Here is a 22,183-nt window from a genome sequence, read left to right on the forward strand (position 1 = left end):
CTTCCGGCAGCGGAGGGCGTTGCAGGCTTAGAGGAGCCTGGCTTCTTGGTGCTGTCCGAGCAGCTTCAATTAAATTCCTCCAATGATGCTGCCCGCCGCTGGCTTTCCGCCTTAAGAGGCTTAGAGAAAATAGAAGGCGATACACTGCCAAGACCAATCAGAGCTATTTGCTTTCGGGCGCTGGCGAAGCCAGCCTCTTCAGCGGATGAAACAAAGTCAGCAGAGCAGCGCTTAGGGATTCACGCAGTCTAAGCTCCATTAACAAAACAAAGCAGGGGCTGTCCAAAACGCAGATAAATCTACGTTTAAGACAGCCCCTGCATTATTCCGCTTACCCTTGTTCAATCGCACTTGGGTCCATATACACCAGTTCCCATAGATGATTATCTATATCTTGAAAGCTCCAGTTATACATAAAGCCATGGTCTATTGGATCTTTAGCAGGTTTACCGCCTGCTTCCAAAGCCTTATTCACGATTTCATTCACTTGCTCTCTGCTTTCGGCGGACAAAGCCACTATGACCTCAGCTGTTTTCGATGAATCTGCAATTTCTTTATCAATAAACGTTTGGAAGTATTGCTCAACCAGCAGCATAGCAAAAATATTAGGTCCGATGATCATACAGGTAGCTTTCTCATCCGTAAATTGGGGGTTGAACTCAAACCCTAATTTAGTAAAAAAATCGACTGTCTTATTCAAATCTTTAATCGGTAAATTCACAAAGATGTTTGCGGACTGAAAAGCCATAACCTATCACCTCTTAATTAGGATGCCCTACATGTGATTCGTCACTATCATAATAACCTATATTCTAGCTTTATTACTAGTGAATGATAGTTTGACGATTTCTTTTTTCATACCAATACACGCTCATTAATAAGCCGTTTCTTGCTTACTTTTCCGTTTTGCCTTCAAAAAACAAAGGACGCTTGCATTCATGAGTTCTCTCCAGCTTGTCAATTTCGACTGCGATTTCCTGAAGCCAAACCTCATCACCTGTCATGCTCGCCATATAGCCAAAATTATATTGTTCGGCAAGTCTTTGTGCATACTTGGCATTCAATTTCATGCAGGCGTTTAGCTCTGAGCTTTCTTGCTCCGTTAAGCTCCGTTTCTCCTGCAGCAGCCACAGCTCAGCAAGGCGCCAATGAACATTCATCATATCGATCATTCCCATCGTTCTATTAATGACCTTCACCTCTATTCTTTCCCAGTCGTAGCCAAAATAATCTCCTTGCTATTAAAACTCACAAAAAATTAATAGATTTGCTATAAAAAAAAGAAGAGCCCGTCCCTCTATGTCAATGGCGACCTAGAGAAACAGACTCAATATTTCATAAACCATCATGTCAACATTCACTTATTAAAGCATCGTATACCGCGTTTCACGGAATGAAGCTTCACCTGCGCCCACCAGACCAGGCAAGCCTGCAAGGCAGGATACAGCACCTGCAAATACGACTTGATCGTCCAGACGAATGGTCAAGCAGCCGTTAACGACCGTACTCGAAAGCGTATGCCAGACTGTCCAATCGAAGTTTGCCGCATCTAAAGTAACGCTGGATAAGACAGATGCCTCCCCATCCATACATGACGATACGGTTACGGAACCGGCTGTACGATTCAATACCGCTTCTACTGAGTTGCGCTCATCCGTATAAGCGGCATAGACGCCATATTCGGAACCACGCTTCACGAGAATATCGGTATCAAAACGGTAATCCTCACCTAAGGCAGCATCACCTAGTTTGTCCAATAACCAAGCTGTACGCAGCCCTTGCTTGCTGCTGCAGTGTAGCTCGCCGCCGCTGACACGGCAGATGCCAACGCCGCTCGTCCGCTCAAGCTGCTCAGCGAATGCAGTGCTGCTCGCATCCGTTAATGCGAAATGACGCGTAACCTCAAAACCTGCAAATGAAGCAGCTGTATAGCGCGTTTGCAAACCTACGCTGCCGCTGGCAATCGGGAATCGCTTATCTATTACCGTAACCTCATCAAGCTGAATACGATAGTTGTCTCCTGTTTTATCCACACGCAGCAAATGGTATACGGCGAAGTTAAAGCTCTCTGGCAAAGCATGCTCGATAGCTTCATGCTGAATCCCTTTATAGACGGCATGAGCACGCAGTACTCTACGTCCGACATCCAATAAGACCGACACGTAATTGCTTTCGTCTTGATATGCGGCATAAATACCATATAAACCGCCAGTATGATCCTTCGACCATTTCACGCTAGCTTCAAGAACATAGTGGCTGTATGCAGACTTCGTGACCGCTCCGGCGATAACAGCACGGCTTGTCTGAAGGGCTTCGCCATTTGCTCTTGTCCAGTTGCCCGCAGCTGCTTGCCACAACTCGCCAAGACCTTCTTCACTGCCGTCAAACAGATCACGGAATGTTGGCTGCGCCGGCGCTGTCTGCGGCGTATAAGTCGGGCCGGCAATATAGATCCGATCACCGCTCCAAAGCAGAGGATCTGCTCGCATCGTCCGCTGCTCACGGTCCATGTCAAGAACATCGTCAGCATTCCGGCCGTGGTAAAATACCCATGAATCCACATTGTTTGGAGCTCTAACGACGGAATTGTGGCCTACGCCCTCGACGCCATCATTTTTGCGAAGAAGCGGCTCATATTGATCATCGGAAGGATACTTGTTCCATTCCAGCTCATGAAGCGGCTGGCCTTTGCTGCCGTCTGCCACCGAATAACCTAAAAAATAATTCGGACGTACATACGCATTTCCGCTGTACATCATATAATGCTTCGTGCCGCGCTTTAAATAAAAAGCACCCTCGATCGTATGCCAGTCACGGCCGTCGCCAAACCGATTTTCCTCATAGATTTCCTCATCAATAGTAGGCAATACGACAATTTGAGGTTCACCGGCTGGCGTAACCATATCCAGCATTTTATCGACCAGGATGACTGTGCCCGCACGATCACGATCTACGCCTGAAAATTCATTATTGGAGTAAAACATATAATAATCGCCTTGCTCGTCCTTCACAACATGCGCATCCAATGAAAACGTGTCATAAAACGTTCGCACGTATTCAAATGGGCCTTCCGGCGTATCTGAAACGGCAACCATCAATCGCTCTTCATGCACATCATCTTCCGTAATCGGCATTGATGATACGTATAAGTAAAAACGGCCATTCTCATATACAGCGGCTGGCGCCCAATATTCCTTATGCCCTTCCAGCTGAAATCCATAGCCTAAGTGCTCCCAGCTTACAAGATCACTGGAGCGCAGCACAACTACACCAGCTTTCGCGGTTGCATAGGTATAATAACGACCGTTAAATTTCAAAAGGTAAGGATCGGGATGCACGAGCGTCAGCGGTTCCTGCTGCCCTGCGCCCTCTCCGATCTTCAGCGGATTCAAATACGATGCGCCGCCATGATGCGGCAGTCCGATAGATGGTATATTTTTAGCCATAATAATAGTCCTCCTCCAGCTTATCTACTAGCTCATTAATTAGCTTTTTACTGCGCCTGCCGTTAAGCCTGATTTCATTGCATTCTGACCGAACATATAAACAATAATGGAAGGAATAGTCATTAAAATAAGCGCTGCATAAAGCTGTGCGACCATTTCTGGCGTCTGATTTGTTGTACCCGTAAAAAATTGCGTAGCCAGCGTAACGGTATACATCTTTTCATCACGAATGAGGAGCAGCGGAATGATATAGTCATTCCATGAGTAGATAAATGTAAGCACTGCAATATTAATAATAGCAGGTATGCCAAGCGGGATCATGATCGTTCTGTACATTCGGAAGGATGTGCAGCCATCAATCATGCCCGCTTCCAGAATCGCATTCGGAATGGAATCGAAATAGTTTTTGAGAATAAGAAGCATGAACGGTGCATTGAATGCAACCAATGGCAAAATGACGCCTGAATAGCTATTCATAATGCCAAGTGTTTTTGCTGTAAAAAAGAGCGGTGACATAACCGCTGTCGCAGGAATAGCCAAGCAGGCAACCAGCGAATAAAACAGGACGTTTTTCATCTTGAATTGCATTTTTGAGAAGGCATACGCAGCCAGTGTAGCTAGCAAACCTACTGCGAGAGTTGTGCATACCGCGATAAAAAAGCTATTGAAAACGACAAGGAAATAATTGACCTTTGAGTGATTGATAACGGCAAGATAATTGCCAAACCCATTGATGCCAAGCGATTTAATGACGGATTGTACAAGCGGATACAACCAAACGACCGCAACTATGGCTAACACGGCTTGAATGATCCATTTATCTAATTTACGTAAATTAATAAACATTTGAGCTCACCCCTTACGGTTATAAATCACGTTGTTGACGGTTCGTATACTGAATTTGCAGCACGGCAAGTATGAGAGCGATGATGAGAATGGTGACTCCCGCAGCAGCCGACATCCCGCCATTAAACTCCTCAATCGCCTTCTTATACACGTACGTAGTCAGAAACTCTGTTGAGCGCCCTGGACCTCCGCCAGTAAGCAGCGATACGATATCGAACGTTTTGAGCGAGCCGACAATGCCAAGAATGACGAGTGTAGACGTTGTGCCGCCAACGAGCGGAACCGTAATTTTGAACAGCGTCCTCCAAAAGCCAGAGCCGTCAATTTTGGCAGATTCATAGATTTCATCTGGAATGGCTAGAAGCGCTGAATAATRAAGCGTCATACTAAAGCCCATCCATTCAAAAATATTGACGATAATGATCGACATGAGCGCATATTTGGGATCGCCAAGCCAGGATACAGCTAGAAAATCTAGCCCCAAAGCGCGCAATCCTTCATTCAGACTGCCGAAGTTTGTATCCATAATGATTCGGAATATAGCCGCAATAATGATCGGTGCCATAATGGTCGGTATGAAATAGACCGATCTGAAGATAGAATGGCCTCGCAGCTTCGCGCGAAGCAGTATCGCCAGCATTAACCCAAGCGCCGCTTGAATGCCAACTGTAAAAATAAAGAACACGAGATTATTGCGCAGTGCGATATGGTAAGACTTATCGTCAAACAGCTTGATATAGTTATCAAAGCCGATATATTTCATCTCCGAGTCAATGCCGTTCCAAGAATGAAAGCTCGTATAAACCGTAAATCCTATGCAATAGTACAAAAATAAACCCGATACGATAAGAATTGGTAAAATATATAAATAAGCTCTCCAGCCGGAAAGAACAGAACGATTGCCGTTCATGGTGTATCACCCCTTCATTTACCTATCAAATATAAGGTTTTGAGTATAAGAAAGAGCATGAATACCAACACGCATATCCATGCTCTTTATCTGCTCTAAAACTTATTGCTTGCTAAAAATTCGAATTTACTTGCGGTCAATACCATCGGAAACCTTCTGGATATCTTTAAGCGAGGTTTCAATGCTTTTACCTGCTGCAACATCCTGCATCGCTACACCAATCGCATTCGTAAGCTCAGGGTAATCAAGCAGGCGTTTGCCTACTGCATTTTCGATTGCATCGTTTACCGTTTTGATCGCTTCACGCTCGGATTCGAATTTAAATTGATCAAGCGATTGAATTTCAACGCCAATCTTAGCTGGTGATCCTTGAATGAAATCAGCCATAATTTGTTGGCCTTCGCCTTGTGTCATAAACTCAAGCAGCTTCCAAGCCGCTTCCTTGTTTTTGGAGTTTTTGTTGATTGAAAGTGCTGTATCTACGCTGGCAACCGCTTTGGATTCGTTTGGTCCGATTTGCGGAAGCAAGAAAATGCCCGTTTCATCGTTTTCAATCGCTGTTCCGTCTTTCTCTCCGCCTGGAAGGCTGAAGCCTGCATGCCAAGAACCAGTCAAGAACATCGCTGCTTTACCAGAATAGAAGTATTGGTCACGAGCATCTGGGTAAGTAGACAAGCCCAAAGCTCCGTCTTGCATTACTTTATCTGTGAATAGCTTGCTCCATGCTGTCATCGTATCGACGAAAGCTTGATCGGTCCAAGCTACTTTGCCTTGCTCTGCTTCATAGATTTTGCCTGGCGCGAATTGATTGCTAAGCGCTACGAACATATCAACGTCATGCCAAATGTCCTTCGCTCCGAAAGCTACAGGCACGATGCCGTTGCCTTTCTCACGAATAGTCGCATTAACAGACAACCACTCTTCATACGTTGCCGGCACTTTTGTAATGCCCAATTTATCAAAAATCGTTTTGTTGTAAAGAACAAATTCTTGGCCAGTCAAGTTAAGCGGCAGCGCAACCATTGTGCCGTCTTTTGCTCTTACTTGATCGATAGAAGCTTTAACGAACTTGTCCTGCCAGCCAGCACCCCAATTTGTATCTGCAAGCGCTTCGATAGGCTCAAGCGTATTGGCATATTGGTTCAGCATGCCTCCAACCTGCATACCAAGAAGATCCGGTCCTTCGTTAGCAGCCATCGCTACTTGAAGCTTCTTCTGAAAGTCTGTTTGCTCGCCGCGCCAGTAATCTACTTTAATGTTCGGATTAGCTGCTTCAAATGCCGCAATCGCTTTCTCTGCTTGTACATCCGTAGGAACCCAAGACCAGAAAGTAACCGTTTGCTGTTCCGTAGAAGTTGATCCACTATTCTTGCCGTTGTTTGTGTCTGTGTTTTTGCTGCCGCAAGCAGCAGCCGTCAATGCTAAACAAATGGATAATGCCAATACAAGCGCAAATCTAAAAGATAATTTTTTCATTGTTCCATCTCCCCTTAGATGTATGTTTGTCATCTTGCCTCTTCATCATAGAAAAGAAGAGCCCACACGTGGACTCCATTATTTTTACATTTACTCTATCTTTTTTACTTTTCACTCAAATAATCTTATTTTTGTTGTTTTTCATATTCGATTGGCGTGTTTCCAGTAATTTTTTTGAATACCGTAAAGAAATAATTGTAATTGTTAAAGCCAACCTGCTTCACAACATCCTTTAAATCAACATCGCCTGACCTGATCAGCAGCTTAGCTTGCTCCACTCGCACATGGTTGACATAATCAGCGAAACCTTGACCGCATTCCTCCTTGAACATTCGGCTCAAATAAGAGGAATTGACTCCAATGACATCTGCGGCCTCCTGCAAAGCGATTGGCTCTGAGAATTTTTTCCGCACCCACTCCATAGTACGGCGGGTATTTTCAGAATAAAGATTGTCATGCACATACGGACGAAGCGCCTCGACAAGCTTCTTATACACCCCAACAATCCATTCCTTCAGATCGGAGAGCGTATCAAATTTACCAATCGCCAGATAAGGATTCTGGTCGCCTTCGAACAAATCCTGATCTGCAATGCCAGCTTCCTTCGCCTTGCGATTAACAAGATGAATGAGTTCTACCGCAACCATTTGTGCCGTTTTATGCGGTGCACGCGCTTCATTCATTCGAGTAAACAGCTCTTCGATTTTGATGACCAGATCCTTTTCATTGGATGCTGCGAGAAGCGACAGCAATGTTCGCTCCAGCTTCACATCAACGGAGAAGCTTGCACCAGAGTCAGCCCCTGCCTTTCGCTGTATCCCCGGCCAAATGACGACATCGCCGCCTTCATAAAACCTCTCCTGCAGCGCTTTATCCGCCTCATTGAAGTATTCATGCAGCACATTCACCTTGCTGCACATTTCACTTACGCTGAAGCTTAACATGAGGTTAAGCTGCCGTTTGGCGCTCAATCTGATTCGGGAGAGCGCTTCCGATATAATCGTGTGCCAAATAAATTTGCTGTTCGTATCAAATGAAAATAAAATAGCAAACTTCCCATTTTCGATCGGCGTCATATAAGCGTTTCCTGTATCTGCAAGGATATTGTCTGTAATATCCATAAAAGTGCCCATAATATAGTCAAGCTCTTTGGCGTTATATTTATCATGAAGCATGCCCCGGCTGTCCCACTCTGCAACGACAACGGTGAGCATCCGCAGGTTCAGAGCTAAATCAAGCTTGTCCATCTGCACGAGAAGCTCTTCTTCGCTATTGTACGTGTACTGAACAAGACTTCGAATGATCCCCCTGATCAGCGTCGTTTGATTCTGCTGAATTTGCCGCTGCAAATCCAGCGTCTTCGCCTGCTCCTCCTGCTCTATCGCAAACCGCTCCCGTGCGCTTGCAAGGGCAGCAGCCAATGTTTCTGCATCCAGCTCATGCTTCAAAATATAGTCGACAGCGCCCTTTTTCATACTGTTCTTCACATAATGAACATCGCTGTAGCTGCTGATCGCTATCACTTGAATATGCGGATAATGCTCCTCCATATAACTGATCAGCTCTAAACCATCCATTCCCGGCATACTCATGTCCGTAATGACGATTTCAGGCTTGCGTTCATCCAGAAGCTTGATCGCTGCATAGCCGCCGCTGGCTTCTCCGCATAAATGAAAGCTGCCCGCTTCCCAGTTCATGATGTTTTTCAGCTTGCTCAACATAGGCAGATCGTCATCGACCAGCAAAACATTAATCATGCTTTTTGTCTCCCTTCACTTCAATCGGAATACGCACGGTTACCGTCGTGAATAAACCGGGCACGCTCTCGATTTGCAGGCCATAGCCCATTCCATAATGGAGCTTCATTCTCTCCTGTACATTTACAAGCCCAATACCGCTAAATCTAGACCGATTTTTTTCAGTGACTTTATTAAAAATAGTTTCCAGCCGCTCTTGCTCGATGCCTACACCATTGTCTGACACCTGTATTACGATATGTCCATCATCCTCATATCCTTTAACCGTGAGCTGTCCTCTTCCCTTAAGCGGCTCTAAGCCATGAATGAGGGCATTCTCAACGATAGGCTGCAGCAAAAACTTCAACATACGCACCTGCAAAATCTCTTCCTCAATGTCGAATACAGCGACAAACTTATCGTAATAACGAAACTGCTGAATATTCAAATAATGCTCCAAATATTGCTGTTCCTCTTGAACGGTAACATACTCTCCGCCTTTGCCCATGCTGCTATGCAGGAGTGTAACGAGAGAGGTAACAAGCTGCTTAATATTGTCGGCTTTCTGTACATCTGCCAGCCATTTGATTTGATTTAGTGTATTGAATAAAAAATGAGGATTGATCTGCGCCTGAAGCGCTTTAAACTCAAGAATCCGTTTCTGCTCCTCCGTTTGCTTCACATCATCAAGCAGCAGCCGCAAGTTGGTAACCATCGCGTTAAAGCCATCGCTCAGCTCCTCCACCTCATCGCCTGATGAAATGGCAATAGGATCAGATAAATTGCCTTCACTGACCTTCTTCATGGCCTGCCTTAAACGGCCGATATTAATCGTAATTTGGTTGGACAAAATCGTAGCAACAAAAAGGGCAACAATGAGAGTCACCATAGGAATAATCATAATCGTATTGGCTGCTTTTCTGCTCTCTGCGAGCAGCTCACCCTGTGGAATTAGCCCCACTGTCGTCCAATTTGTAAAATCGGATGTATGATAAATAACAAGATGCTTCTCACCGTTTATGTTCATACTTATCTTGCCCGAGCTGCCCTTCAGCTCAGGGAGCACATCTGCATAAGCTGTATCTGAAATCGGCTGATTAATATCCTTATTGCGCGGCGAGTAGACAAAATTCCCTTTTTCATCAATCAGAAACAGCTGACTTTTATTAGGCAGCGGGGTATTGAATATACGCTCAACAACCTCATAACTGAAATCAACCATGACGTAACCTGCCGCCTCCGAGCCGTCCATGATTGCCCTCGCAATAGAAACAACGTTTTGGTTCACATAGGAAGACACATAATTAAGTTTTTTATTGGAATGAGTCGTAATAAATATTTTGTTCCCTCTTTGCTCTAGAAGCTGCTCGAACCAGCTTGACTCCATAAATTCATTGGTTGGAACCGTGGCCCCCTGCGAATAGCTGCGACCTCCCAAACTCGCTACTTGTATGCTCGATATGTAATATTTGTAGCCATATAAACTAGAAATGAAGTTATCAAGCTTACGATCCTTCTCGAGTCGATTAATTAAACTTTCAGAAGGATCAGGCAAAAGCACATCAATCACGTTGGGGTGGTTGAGAGAAATAATCGTACTAATATAATCGATGTCCTTGAGAGTAAGCTCGAAGCTTTTATTTGCATCCAAAATGGTACGGGACATAAAGCTCTCGGCCGATTCGCGCTGGCTATCATAATATTTGTTGTACCACAACACGCTAACTATCGTCAGCGAAACAATGATTACTACAGAGAAGCTTGTGAATATCTTGGTGCGAATGCCGATTCTCATTCCAAATCTCCAATTCTATACATTTAGGCTTTTGGACTATATGATACTCCTCAACCTCGGACAGGACAAGCATGCTTTAAAAAAAGGAAAAGCTGATCGCATCGTTGCGACCAGCTTTTCTTGGCTTTCTATTCGAACAAGCTGACTGCCTTGCCCCGCACTTCTTCGAGCATCTTCTTTCGGGCTGCATCATCAATTTGCGGCACGCTGCCAAAAAATATATGACCAACTGACTTGATGCCGCAAAATTCATAAATACCCGTATCCGAAGTTTTTTTCAGCCCATCGTACATGCCAGTCTGGCTGTAAATCTCCGAAGGCGTTCCATGTGTATTAATAATAAGCCCCTTCTTGCCCGCAAGCAGCTTGCTGATCGTTCCATCCTCACCATAGGCATAAGCGAAACCATACGAGAATACCCGATCAATGTAGCCTTTAATAAGTGCAGGCAGCCCCGTCCACCAAATAGGATATACCATCGTAAACGCATCCGCCCATTTCACATGCTCTTGCTCCGTTTTAATATCCATAGGTGTGTTGCCTTCGCGCAGCGCCTCAAAATCGCTGGCTTTGAGCACAGGGTCAAATCGCATCGCGTACAAATCTCGGACGACGACCTCATGGCCTTGCTCCTTTAATGATCCAATAAAAGCATCCACAATGGCGTTATTAAAGCTGTCTGGATTAGGATGACAATAGACGATTAAGTGCTTCATAAAAAAGCTGCACCTCCTTAAGTATATAGACATCAGTCCGCATTAGTGTTGCCTAATCATCTTGCAATATGTAATGCCTGAATGCTCTCTTTTCAAACGAAAGCTTGCTTTTTGTTTGCCCGCTTCTAGGCATTCGCACAGTCCAATCGCAAGGGATTGGCATAGGTATAGACAGAAACCATGTATTTTAGGCTTGGAGGAATAGTTATGCACTCGTCTTTCCATACACATAGGTACCAGCCAGATCGGTTAGCAACAGACGAATATTTGCTCGACATGAAACAAGGAGATGTAACTGGTGACGGTATACCTGATCAGATTTATTTATTTGGCCATAAACCGGATGGACCATCCGGTATATTCGCAGATCATATTACGCTAGTTATTCAAGATGGGTATTCACAGCAGCGCACAGTCGTTCCTTTACAAAATAATGCCGGTTATAACGCTGTCCTGCTGCTGGGCGACTTTGATAAAAATGAAATATCTGACATTTTGATCAGCATCGATTCCGGAGGAAGCGGCGGTTACGGCATTTTTTACATTTACTCCTTCGCTCACCATGCGCTCCACATGCTGTTTGATTCAGACAGCTACAATCAACAATACAAGTTTCGCGTCCAGTATGAAGATATGTACAAAGTATCGGTATCAAGTGCTCAGCTTGATTTGCTGTTTATCATTGATATAAGCAGCAAAGGGGCCGCTTATTTAGCCACTTATTACAACGAAAACGGAATGCTGAAGCAGCCTCTGCAAGGCGAAGTGCTGGCTATCGCAGCATTAAATCCAATCATAACTGCCGAGAACCGGGCATCCTTCGATCTGCAGGCTCTTCAGCGCATCATTGGACCTACAAACGCTGATACGCTCGGTTATGTAGAGAATCTGCTGACATGGAATGGAAACAGGTTTGATTCCTCTAGATTAAACATCGCTATAATCGGTACTCCGCTCCAATCGCATTTTTAACTTTTTTCAGATTGAATCGCTGACAATGATCGTTCGCCCAATCGTTGCTAGGTATTTCTGCATAACATGCATTAGCCCAATTGATAAGGAGTGATTTTGCATGGCATTTATGCCTCCAATAGGCCCTCAGGGGCCAATGGGACCGATGGGGCCTTTCGGACCGTTTGGACCGCAAGGTCCACAAGGTCCACAAGGACCGATGGGACCAGGACAACAAGGTCAACCAGGTATGTCGGGTCCGACCGCTCCGCCACCACAATTCACGCCGCCGCAGCCTGCTGTTACGCCTTTTGCGATTGATCCAGGCGCTATCTCCGGCTGTTTGTTCCGCAACACTTACGTATGGTTGGATAATGGTCATGGTTTCTGGTTTTTCCCTGTATTTGTTGGACGTACATCTGTCTCCGGTTTCCGTTGGTTCGGAAGATCATGGGGTTACACCGGTATAGATTTACGGAGAATCAGCTCTTTCACTTGCTTCTAAATGTTCATATGAACATAAAAAAAACGACTTCTCCTCATTTTCTGAGGAAAAGCCGTTTTTTTAATTTTATTATGCGTTCGCACCGCGAAGCATGCTCTTCATGTAGCTGCTGCAAGCGGTTATGAAATACAACGTCTGCATCACGATATAAATGCCAATAACGACAAAAGAATAAATCCAGTTAGATGATTCCATAATGTTGTCGAGTGCTTTCATCGCGAACAAAGCATGGCATATGCCAACAATGACGGGAACAAAGAAAACGATGCCGACCTGCGTGACAACGATTTTGCGAATCTCCCCCTTCGTCATGCCGATGCGGACTAAAGCTTTAAACTGGGTTTGGTCTTCTTGCAGCTCGGTGAACAGCTTGAAATAAATCATGCTTCCCGAAGCAATGAAGAATAGCAAACTAATGAACATACCGATGAATAAAGTCAAAGAAACCGTTTGATTCATTTCTTGCAGCGTTTTTACACGGCTAAAATCGGTTTGGGATTGAAATTGTTCTGGCACAAGCTTGCTAAGCTTCTCAACCGTAGCTGCTGTTTTCTCCCAATTGCTTAATTCATAGCCATACATCACATAAAGCTCATCTTCTGGCACACTCGATAGCAGCTGCATGTAGGAAAAATCATCCATTACGAAAGTAAAATAGTTGCTATCGAGATAATTCATTACATGCGCTTGTACCGAGCCGCTAATATCGAATGCCGTTTCCTTACCGTTAATGCTGCCTTTTACAGTACCTGCTTGTTCTCTTCCTTTTGATAAATAGGACTTTATAAGCGTTAGCTTGCCATTCTCAGGCTGAATGCTCGGCTGACCCGTCAATGCTGCAAGCTTGTTGTAGTCGGTAGCTGAAATAACCAAAGCATCATAATCATAATCACGCGCCTTTTCGTCTCCCCATTTAACCGAAAAGCGATTCAACAGTACGCCAGCTGCCTTTGCTTCACGAACAATTTTGTAGCCGTCCTCTTTGACTACTTGTCTAAGCTTACCTGGGTCAATAACCTCATGTGTATTCAAGCCTTTTTCACTATAAGCTAGGGAGAAAGGAGAGTATTCTATCATATTTTTTTTGGCACCGATGTTCATCACATATACCGTCCCAAGGGCAGTCATAACGATTGCACTAAGAATAGATACAATAAATAAAATACGCGCATTATCCTTTATCTTATAGCCGAGCTGTGCAAACACGATCATATTGGTCCGTTTATAATATATCGATGATCTTTTTTGAATATAGCGGAGCAGTAAAATGCTCAGCTGAGTAAAGAGAAAGTACGTCCCGATAACGACAGTAATTAGTATTGGCAAGGCTAGCAGCATGAAATTTCCGTCGTTCATAACCAGAGCCATGCCATATGCAGCCGATAAGCAAACGACAGACACAGCAACCAGCCAAGGCGAGAATACGAGCTGTCCTTTTGGCTTGCGAGCCGCTTTCAGCAAATCAATAATCTCAGTTCGTCCAATGCGAAGCGCTGTCCAAATGGAGATCAGCATGAACAGAACAAAAAAACCGCCTGCCGTTAAGCCAATGGCTTTGATTGGAGCCGCAAAAGATATCGCTTCCTGCAAATTAAGAAGCACCGTTAGAGCCATAAAAAACAGCTTGCTGAACAGCATGCCAAGACCGATGCCTACAGCGATGGCCAGCGCAGCGATGGCTGCATTTTCATAAATAACAAGCTTTCGAAGCTGAACTTTTGTCATCCCGAATAAAGAGAACAAACCAAATTCCTGCTGCCTCGTTTTGAGAAATGCTGAATTAGAATAGAGCACAAACAAAAACGAGAATATGACGATAATATATTCACAAAACACCATGCCTGTACGAATTTTTGATGCCGCCATAATGTGGCCGCTCGTTACTTCTGGATGGTATAGAAACGCTGCATAAATATAAAAGATCATAACGGAAAAGACGCTGCTCAGGAAAAATGCGCTGTACGACCGCCAGTTGCCCCGAATATTACTAAGCGCGAGCGAACGGAACGTCATCGAAATTACCTCCCAGCACGCTGAGCGCATCTAATATTTGTTGGAAAAACGCTTGCCTGTTCGAGCCGCGGCGAATTTCCGAGAAAAACTTGCCGTCCTTGATGAATACGATGCGCTGGCAGTAGCTCGCAGAGAATGGATCATGCGTTACCATCAATACGGTCGCCTTAAAACGCTCATTCATGTCCTTCAGGGAATCCATAACATCCTTCGCTGATTTGGAATCGAGATTGCCCGTCAACTCATCTGCAAGCACGAGCGAAGGCTGATGAATAATAGCACGGGCGATTGCTGCGCGCTGCTTCTGACCGCCAGACACCTCATACGTCCGCTTATTCAAGATTTGTTTGATTTGCAGCAATTCAGCGAGCGAATCCAGTTTTTGTTCAATTAGCTTCGGTGCCATGCCCTCCATTACGAGCGGCAAAATGATGTTTTCCTTGATCGATAATGTGTCTAGCAAGTTAAAATCCTGAAAGACGAAACCGAGCTCGCGGCGGCGAAATAAGGCCAGCTTCTTATCCGTTAGCTTGCTTGGGTTTACGCCGTTGATTTCAATTTGACCAGAGGTTGGACGATCGATCGTGGACAATAAATTCAGCAGAGTTGTTTTTCCGCTGCCTGAGGGCCCCATTACCCCTACGAATTCTCCCGCTTCCACTTGAAGCTCTATATCCTCAAGCGCTTTGTAAGCGACGTTGCCTTTACTGCTGTATATTTTGCCAAGCCCTTCTGCTTTTAGTACGCTCATTGCTTTGTTCCTCCCCAGATCTATCTGTAATGTGCTTCATTACCGTTAGTATAGACGAGGGGAAGAGGTTAAACCCATCGATTTCCCTTTCATTCACACCCTGCCAACCTTACAAGTTTGTCACCTAACCTGAGCTTCCGTTACCTCCGCTGCCCATAATATGAATGCCGCGCGGTTTGAATGCGACACTGACCGTCGTACTTTCTCCGAGAACCGAGGAAACGGTCATCTCATGACCTAACCGATTGCATACCTGCTTAGCCAAATAAAGCCCCATTCCTGTTGACTCGCCCGCCGTTCGTCCATTCTCACCTGTGAAGAAAGGATCAAAGATGCGTGGAAGATCATGCGGCGCAATACCAATGCCTTCATCGATCACCTGCAGCCTACCTCCTCCGCCACTGAACGCATCCAATTGAAAAAGCAGTTTTTTGCCGCCTTCTTTGCTTTTACTATATTTGATTGCATTGCTAATAAATTGATTAAGCACAAAGGTCATCCATTTCTCATCGGTTTCCACGAATGCTTCCCCCTCGACACGAGGGAAAATGGAGTAACGGATGCAAAGCTTCTTATGGGCGTTGATGACCGAGCGCACAAGCTCATGAAGCGCTACCTGCTTGACATGCAGGTCGATTTCAAACTTATCCAGACGAGCTGTATACAGCATCATCTCAAGCCCCCGCGTCATCCGATCGGATTCCTCCTGCATACTTAGCGCCAGCTGCTGCTGTTCCTGCTGCGAGGACGAGTTCTGCTGCAAAACCTCCTGAGCGAGCAAATCGATGACAGATACAGGCGTCTTCATATGATGCACCCATTGCAGCACAAAATGATTATGTATTTCCTGCTGCCTTCGATATTTGCCAAGCTCGTTCAAATAAGCCCTGCTCTGCTCCTCCAGCATTTTAGCGACAAGCTTCTGCTCCTGTGTCACTGTAGCTTGTACGATTGTTGAAGCTTGCAGTTCTTCAGACCGTGCAATCGCCTCCAACATTTGCTTAAAGTACGTGCGCTGCCGCAAATAATCAACGACCAGCCACGTCCCTAGCAAAAATAAAGCAATGACGATAAAATAATAAATCGTACCCAGCTCGACTAACCCTGGGTATCGCTCACGCTCAAGGAGAAGCAGGCTGACGGCGAGTAAAATAATTAAACAAACCATAAATATAAATAACAGACGATCACGTAAAAATAACGCCAGCGATAAGCCTCTCATCGTGACGTTTCTCCTACTGCATTTTCGATTACGAGCTTATAGCCCTGTCCCCGCACCGTTTCAATCGCTTTAGGAAGCCCAAGCTCCTCCAGCTTTTTCCGAAGCCTGGTCACATTGACCGTAAGCGTATTATCATCGACGAATTGCACATCGTCCCAAAGCGCTTCAAGCAGCTGCTCGCGCGAAACAACCATGCCATGCCGCTTCATCAAGCATTCAGCCAGCAGCTGCTCGTTTTTTGTCAGCTCAATGCGGCAGTCTCTCCATTCAAGCTCATTACGGTTCAAGTACAGACGAAGGTCGCCAGCTGACAGCTCCCCTGTTTGAGAGGCAACGCCAGTTTCTGTAGCTGCAGACCCGGACGTCGCATATTCCCCGTAAGCTCGCCTTAGCACACTCTTCACCTTTGCCATTAATAAATCCAAATGGATAGGCTTCGTAATATAATCATCGCCGCCGTTCTCTATAGCCATAACTTGATCCATTTCGCCCGCACGGGCAGAAATAAAAATAATAGGGAGGCTTGAACGTGTTCGAATTTGTCTGCACCAATAATAACCATCATAGTAAGGCAAATTAATATCGAGCAAAATGACATGCGGATCAAAAGCCTCCAGCTCCGGCATAATTTCTCGAAACTGTGTAACAACGGCTGCCTCAAATCCGTATTTATCCATATTTTTTTTGAGTATTGAAGCAATCTTATCGTCGTCCTCTATGATGAAAATTCGATACATGAAATTCCTCCTATAGGTTTACGCCTTTTCCTTCCGAATTCTTATCTTTAGGAACAATAAGCTTCACCTTTGCTCCTTTGCCAGGCTCCGAAACAATATCCAAATAACCGCCGATGCTGCGAGCTCTCTCCTCCATGCTGAACAAGCCTACACCGTGGCCGATGCGCTCAGGACTGAAACCGAGCCCTTGATCTGTTACGCTGACGACGACCTCTTCCTCCAGCTCCTCAACCACCACTTCAGCCTCGCCTACATCAGCATACTTCGCGATATTCGTTAATGCTTCTTGAATGACACGATAAATAGCTGTTTCCTTCATAATGCCCAGCCTGCTCTTTAAATTGCATGTGAGCGTCAATCGAATGCCAAAATGCTGTGAATAATTGTCCACATAAGTTCTTATTGCCGGAACGACACCTAAATCATCGAGAACCGATGGCCTCAGCTCCCAAGCCAAACCACGAATATCCTCCATCACGCCAGATACATCGCTGCGAAGCGCGCCCAGCTCAGAAATGTCATCATGATCGCCGATGATGCGGTCAAGCCGAATAAGCAGCGAAAAGAGACTTTGGCCAATCCCGTCATGCAGCTCTCTCGATATTCGTTTTCGCTCTTCCTCTTGGATTTCAATCACCTTAACCATCATTTCCTTCAGCTCTTGCTCAGCCCGCTTCCGCTGTGTCACTTCACTGCGTATGGCTAAATATTGATAAGGGTTGCCCGCTTCATCAACGAAGGGAACAATCGTCGTGTTAACCCAGTAGTAGCTGCCGTCCTTGGCACGATTTTTAATTTCGCCTCGCCATACTTCGCCGCTTGAAATAACCTCCCACAGCTTGCGGAAGAAATCGCGCCCATGAAATCCGGAGTTAATAATCCGATGATCCTTGCCTATTAACTCTTCACGGCTGTACTTAGAAATTTCACAAAACTTATCGTTTACATATTCAATGCGCCCTTTATGATCCGTGACTGCAACGATTGACGATTCATCCAGCGCAAACTTCACATCTGCAAGCTGCTTAAGCGAATGATTAACTTGCGTGAGCATCGACTTATCGTCAATCTCATCCTCTAGAACGGATAGAAGATAATCGACGTCTGACCCAATCATTCGCCGAAAGTTGTTACCGTCATGCTTAATCATAATGCAGCAGCCCCTTCTCCAGCGCAAACTTAATGAGCTCCGGCCTTGTTCTAAGCCCTAGCTTATCCATCACATGGCTTTTGTGAGTCTCGACTGTCTTTACGCTAATAATTAAACTTTCCGCGATTTCCTTATTTGAATACCCTTTGGCGATCCAGCCCAAAATCTCCTTTTCACGCTCAGATAACGTATTGTAAGGGCTGTTGTCCTCCGCGCCTTGCTTCAGCTTGACGAGATATTCGCTCATCAACCGCTTTGTAGCCGTAGGATAAAGATATGCATTTCCTTGCGCTACCGACTGGATAGCTGATATAAGCTCATCATGAGGCGCATTTTTCAAAATATAGCCTGAAGCTCCGATATGAATCGCGCGGAACAAATATTCGTCATCGTCATGCATCGTCAAAATAAGAACCGCCGTCTCAGGCAGCAGCTTCTTCAGCTCCGTCGTTGCTGTCATTCCGTCTTTGCCATGCGGCATACTAAGATCCATCAATACAACATCCGGCACTAATTGCTGTGCCATCTGAATGGCTTCGTCCCCTTCCGAGGCTTCCCCTACTACCTCGATATCATGCTTGCCGTGCAGCAGCATCGCTAGACCCGATCTGACCATGGCATGATCATCACAAATAAGCAGCTTAATCATCTTGTTCTCCCCTCACTGGAATGATACCTCTGTCGATACGAGTCTATCATTTTTATTATCTATACTAGTATAGCTTACATTAGGAAGTGAATTGTATTTACAGTCAAAAAAAGCCATCATCAAACGAGCATTGATGAAAGCTCTACTGTAATATGTGAAGCCTTCTCCAGCTCTTCGGCGACATAGGTCTTCTCCGAGCGTCTACCGATAAGCAGAACGCCGCAGATGCCTTTAGGCGTTTGAATGGGTACGCTTGCAGCAATGCGCAGCTGTTCTGTCAGCAGAATCGGCTCTCCTAACTTGAACCGCACCGTATCGGTCATAGCCGAGCTTGTGCTTGCGGTTCTGCCGGAGCGTATCGCAGAACCGGACAAACCCGCAGACGACTTCTGCTCAACAAGCGAGGTGCGCTCACTTATGCTGCCTGACGCCTTGGACCAGCGCAGCTTACGTTTGCCCGTATCGATCAAGCCGAGTATAGCGAAATCGCTGCCTGTCTCCCTCTTCAATCGCTCGATGTATGCAGCGATTTCCGCTTCTATCGTCTTCATCCTCATTCCTCCTTCAGGAAATACAAGCAATCTCTAACCTTATTATAAAGCTAAGAAAATGCTTTGTATGTCAGGGAATTCCCTGAATTAATGCCAACCAAACCATTATTGCCTTAGTATGTACAGCGATTTCGGCATAGAAAAAAGGAGCCCTTTTACAGGCTCCTCCTTCGACGGTGTTTGATCGTACGAGTCTTCACATCTAACACTTCACATTGTTAAGATTACTTGGGCACCGCTTGTACACATTCCGTTTTAATGGATTGCGCTTAGCGTGTGTGTTCAGAGATGCTCTGCGACACAACCCCTCGCTTTCATAAAAGCTTAGTGATTAAATAAGTTCCTCCTGCAGCCCTAGCACCAAAAGGTCCAATGGAACCACACCTCTCTTCACACCGTCAAATTTAATATGCACATCATTTCACTGCCTTATACCTGTTTTGAAAATTTTTTTTATTCCTGCGTTCATCCCATAATGTTTAGAAGTTCTCCTGCGTTTGAACAACAATAAGGCTGGATGACTCTTTCTCTGCATCGTGTTGAGCGCTCTTCTGCTCCGCTTCATTTTTATTCAGCAAATAGAACATTTCACCTGCAAAAAATACGATCGTAAAACCAATCACTAACATTAGCTTAATCGTTGTCGCTTTATTTCTTTTCATCATGTCATTTTTTTCGGTTTTCATGGTTGTCCATGTTCTCTTGTCCTTTATTGCCGTACTCGCCATATGGCCGCAAGCACATTGGATCGGTGAATGAAACGCATAGCCTTCTGAGGAAATCGTATAGTTGTCTGTTTGAACTGTATGCTTTCTATTGCATGATGTGCAGCCTACCTCAATAAACTGTCTATAATCACGAATAAATTCCATGCGCTGTTATCCCCCAAGATGATCGATTTATAGACTTAAAGCCAAACCGACAACAAAAAAAACTTCCGGAATGCATATGAATTTCATACGCATTTCGGAAGATAACATTCACCGCTCGTTATTAGCACTCGCCTGCTGCAGCTGGTTTTCCTGCATCCTTCGCTGTGCGGAACGATGAACCGCAGCCGCAAGTTGCACTTGCATTCGGGTTCTCGATCGTAAAGCCGCCGCCCATTGCCGATTCCTTAAAATCGATAACAAGACCGGTTAAGTATTTAACGCTTTCTCCATCTACAACCACTTTAAGGCCTTCCATATCTAAAGCCTTATCGCCTTCATGCTCTTCATCGTCAAAGCCCATGCCGTAAGAGAAACCACTACAGCCGCCTTCTTTTACGCCAATGCGCAAAAACATTCCAGGGCCGCCCTCTTCAGCAAGCATTTCTTTTATTTTGTCAGATGCTGTATCACTGATTGTGATCATGCTACATCCCTCCGTTTATCCATCATTCGTTTTAATTGCTGATTGCTTTTCACTTACTTATTTGTAGTATACTCCAGTTTGTTCAGTTGCTCAATAGAAGCATGCCCATAAATAAAATTTACAATTTGTGTAAATGCCAATACTTTTCTTATTGCCCCTGCTACGTATGAGGTTTATAATAGTTACAGCTTCTTTAATCGGAAAAGAAAGTTATTTTTTTCACAAACTACTTAAATCAGGAGGCTTAGCCATGAACGTTATAATACCGACAGAGGATACAAAGATGCAGCACATTATTGAAAAAGTGCGTCATGGGCAGCGTTTAACGCTTGAAGATGGTGTTTTCTTATATCAATCAGACGATCTGCTTACAATTGGACAGCTCGCAAATGAAGTTGCCCTGCGCAAAAACGGCAAGAAGGTTTATTTTATTGAGAACATGAGTCTTTACTTTACGAACGTATGTGAAGCCCATTGTGCATTTTGCAACTTCCGCAAGGATGAAGGCGAGGAAGGCTCCTACACGCTTAGCGGCGAGCAAATGATTGAATATGTAGAACAGCATTTCCACCCTGGCGTTCGGGAATTCCATATCGTAGGCGGTCATAATCCGAATGTTCCTTTCCAATATTATGTAGATTCTTTGAAAGCATTAAATGAGCGTTATCCCGACGTAACTCTTAAGGCTTATACAGCAGCGGAGATTGACTTTTTCTCCCGGATCAGCGGCTTGACTTACCGCGAGGTGCTTGAGGAGCTCATGAAAGCCGGCCTGAAGTCGCTAACAGGCGGAGGCGCAGAAATATTATCAGATCATTACCGCAAAAAAATGCGTGTAGACAAAGCCGATGTTACCCAATATTTGCAGGTTCACCGGACTGCCCATGAACTAGGCCTGCGCACGCACACAACCATGCTGTATGGTTCAATTGAAACGAAAGAAGACCGCATCCGCCACATGATGCATATTCGTGATCTTCAAGACGAAACAAACGGCTTCCAAGTATTTATTCCGCTTTCCATGCAGCCGATTAATCCAAGAGCTGGCATTCGCAGACGTAATTCAGCATTCGAGGATCTTAAGACGATTGCAATCAGCCGTTTGATGCTCGACAACTTCCAGCATATTAAAGCTTACTTTATTAACATTGGTGTACAGCTTACTCAAGTTGCATTAACGATGGGAGCATCGGATGCGCATGGCACGATTGTGAAGGAAAAGATCAGCCATGCTGCAGGTGCCCTAACTCCTGAAGGCATAACACGCGAAGATCTCATTTGGCTTATTAAAGGCGCAGGACGAATTCCGGTGGAACGCGATACTTTTTACAATGAAATTAAAGTTTACGAGTGAGTAATCTACAACACGAACG

At 45.0% G+C, this 22,183-nt stretch carries 21 protein-coding genes and 1 pseudogene; 4 read left to right on the plus strand and 18 right to left on the minus strand.

Annotation, left to right across the window (positions count from 1 at the left end; translation table 11 throughout):
* Positions 1 to 252, plus strand: a pseudogene (locus AB4Z17_RS15145) (LuxR family transcriptional regulator); the annotation flags it as partial.
* 79 nt (positions 253 to 331) lie between these two features.
* On the opposite strand, the gene AB4Z17_RS15150 reads toward AB4Z17_RS15145, so the two are convergent.
* From AB4Z17_RS15150 to AB4Z17_RS15190, 9 genes are all read right to left on the minus strand, one after another.
* A complete protein-coding gene (locus tag AB4Z17_RS15150; protein WP_441960597.1) occupies positions 332 to 748 on the minus strand; it encodes a VOC family protein in 417 nt (138 codons plus the stop codon).
* A gap of 145 nt (positions 749 to 893) precedes the next feature.
* Positions 894 to 1,199 (minus strand): DUF7667 family protein, encoded by a 306-nt coding sequence (locus AB4Z17_RS15155; protein ID WP_441960599.1) that lies wholly within the window; start codon positions 1,197 to 1,199, stop codon positions 894 to 896.
* Positions 1,200 to 1,364: 165 nt separating this feature from the next.
* Positions 1,365 to 3,446 carry a glycoside hydrolase family 43 protein gene (locus tag AB4Z17_RS15160; protein ID WP_441960601.1) on the minus strand — a complete coding sequence of 694 codons (2,082 nt, stop codon included), beginning with the start codon at positions 3,444 to 3,446 and terminating at the stop codon, positions 1,365 to 1,367.
* Positions 3,447 to 3,485: 39 nt separating this feature from the next.
* Entirely contained in the window at positions 3,486 to 4,292 is an 807-nt protein-coding gene (locus tag AB4Z17_RS15165) for a carbohydrate ABC transporter permease (RefSeq protein WP_441960602.1), read from the minus strand.
* A 19-nt stretch (positions 4,293 to 4,311) separates the two neighbouring features.
* On the minus strand, positions 4,312 to 5,202 hold the full coding sequence (locus tag AB4Z17_RS15170; protein WP_441960604.1) for a carbohydrate ABC transporter permease: 891 nt from the start codon (positions 5,200 to 5,202) through the stop codon (positions 4,312 to 4,314).
* A gap of 126 nt (positions 5,203 to 5,328) precedes the next feature.
* Positions 5,329 to 6,678: an ABC transporter substrate-binding protein gene (locus AB4Z17_RS15175; protein ID WP_441960606.1), complete on the minus strand. Its 1,350-nt coding sequence runs from the start codon at positions 6,676 to 6,678 to the stop codon at positions 5,329 to 5,331.
* A 125-nt stretch (positions 6,679 to 6,803) separates the two neighbouring features.
* Positions 6,804 to 8,435: a response regulator transcription factor gene (locus tag AB4Z17_RS15180; protein WP_441960608.1), complete on the minus strand. Its 1,632-nt coding sequence runs from the start codon at positions 8,433 to 8,435 to the stop codon at positions 6,804 to 6,806.
* Complete coding sequence (locus tag AB4Z17_RS15185; RefSeq protein ID WP_441960610.1) at positions 8,428 to 10,209, minus strand: sensor histidine kinase; 1,782 nt, start codon at positions 10,207 to 10,209, stop codon at positions 8,428 to 8,430. The genes AB4Z17_RS15180 and AB4Z17_RS15185 overlap by 8 nt, the downstream gene beginning before the upstream one ends.
* 128 nt (positions 10,210 to 10,337) lie before the next feature.
* Entirely contained in the window at positions 10,338 to 10,925 is a 588-nt protein-coding gene (locus tag AB4Z17_RS15190) for an NAD(P)H-dependent oxidoreductase (RefSeq protein ID WP_076267537.1), read from the minus strand.
* A gap of 207 nt (positions 10,926 to 11,132) precedes the next feature.
* Between AB4Z17_RS15190 and AB4Z17_RS15195 the strand changes: the two genes are divergently transcribed.
* Both AB4Z17_RS15195 and AB4Z17_RS15200 read left to right on the plus strand, forming a co-directional pair.
* Positions 11,133 to 11,897 carry a VCBS repeat-containing protein gene (locus AB4Z17_RS15195; protein WP_441960612.1) on the plus strand — a complete coding sequence of 255 codons (765 nt, stop codon included), beginning with the start codon at positions 11,133 to 11,135 and terminating at the stop codon, positions 11,895 to 11,897.
* A 100-nt stretch (positions 11,898 to 11,997) separates the two neighbouring features.
* Positions 11,998 to 12,381 carry a hypothetical protein gene (locus tag AB4Z17_RS15200; protein ID WP_441908309.1) on the plus strand — a complete coding sequence of 128 codons (384 nt, stop codon included), beginning with the start codon at positions 11,998 to 12,000 and terminating at the stop codon, positions 12,379 to 12,381.
* Between the two features lie 69 nt (positions 12,382 to 12,450).
* On the opposite strand, the gene AB4Z17_RS15205 is transcribed toward AB4Z17_RS15200, so the two are convergent.
* From AB4Z17_RS15205 to AB4Z17_RS15245, 9 genes are all read right to left on the minus strand, one after another.
* The gene (locus AB4Z17_RS15205) at positions 12,451 to 14,394 is read right to left on the minus strand and encodes an FtsX-like permease family protein (protein WP_441960614.1); all 1,944 of its coding nucleotides are present in this window, start codon (positions 14,392 to 14,394) and stop codon (positions 12,451 to 12,453) included.
* A complete protein-coding gene (locus AB4Z17_RS15210) occupies positions 14,369 to 15,145 on the minus strand; it encodes an ABC transporter ATP-binding protein (protein WP_076267534.1) in 777 nt (258 codons plus the stop codon). The genes AB4Z17_RS15205 and AB4Z17_RS15210 overlap by 26 nt, the downstream gene beginning before the upstream one ends.
* Before the next feature lie 124 nt (positions 15,146 to 15,269).
* Positions 15,270 to 16,367, minus strand: coding sequence for a sensor histidine kinase (locus tag AB4Z17_RS15215; RefSeq protein ID WP_441960615.1), 1,098 nt, complete (start codon positions 16,365 to 16,367; stop codon positions 15,270 to 15,272).
* Entirely contained in the window at positions 16,364 to 17,104 is a 741-nt protein-coding gene (locus tag AB4Z17_RS15220; RefSeq protein ID WP_441908312.1) for a response regulator transcription factor, read from the minus strand. The genes AB4Z17_RS15215 and AB4Z17_RS15220 overlap by 4 nt, the downstream gene beginning before the upstream one ends.
* A 10-nt stretch (positions 17,105 to 17,114) precedes the next feature.
* Positions 17,115 to 18,254, minus strand: a complete 1,140-nt coding sequence (locus AB4Z17_RS15225) for a PAS domain-containing sensor histidine kinase (RefSeq protein ID WP_441908313.1) — start codon at positions 18,252 to 18,254, stop codon at positions 17,115 to 17,117.
* Positions 18,247 to 18,903, minus strand: coding sequence for a response regulator transcription factor (locus AB4Z17_RS15230; RefSeq protein ID WP_441960617.1), 657 nt, complete (start codon positions 18,901 to 18,903; stop codon positions 18,247 to 18,249). Before AB4Z17_RS15230 ends, AB4Z17_RS15225 begins: the two co-directional genes overlap by 8 nt.
* A 119-nt stretch (positions 18,904 to 19,022) precedes the next feature.
* Complete coding sequence (locus AB4Z17_RS15235; RefSeq protein ID WP_441908315.1) at positions 19,023 to 19,454, minus strand: GAF domain-containing protein; 432 nt, start codon at positions 19,452 to 19,454, stop codon at positions 19,023 to 19,025.
* A gap of 479 nt (positions 19,455 to 19,933) precedes the next feature.
* Complete coding sequence (locus AB4Z17_RS15240) at positions 19,934 to 20,326, minus strand: hypothetical protein (RefSeq protein WP_441960619.1); 393 nt, start codon at positions 20,324 to 20,326, stop codon at positions 19,934 to 19,936.
* Between the two features lie 121 nt (positions 20,327 to 20,447).
* The gene (locus AB4Z17_RS15245) at positions 20,448 to 20,810 is read right to left on the minus strand and encodes a HesB/IscA family protein (protein ID WP_441960621.1); all 363 of its coding nucleotides are present in this window, start codon (positions 20,808 to 20,810) and stop codon (positions 20,448 to 20,450) included.
* Between the two features lie 250 nt (positions 20,811 to 21,060).
* On the opposite strand from AB4Z17_RS15245, the gene mqnE reads away from it, so the two are divergent.
* Positions 21,061 to 22,164 (plus strand): aminofutalosine synthase MqnE, encoded by a 1,104-nt coding sequence (gene mqnE / locus AB4Z17_RS15250; RefSeq protein ID WP_076267527.1) that lies wholly within the window; start codon positions 21,061 to 21,063, stop codon positions 22,162 to 22,164.
* Positions 22,165 to 22,183: the final 19 nt, after the last annotated feature.

This window comes from Paenibacillus sp. TAF43_2, assembly GCF_052113545.1.
Lineage (GTDB): Bacteria > Bacillota > Bacilli > Paenibacillales > Paenibacillaceae > Pristimantibacillus.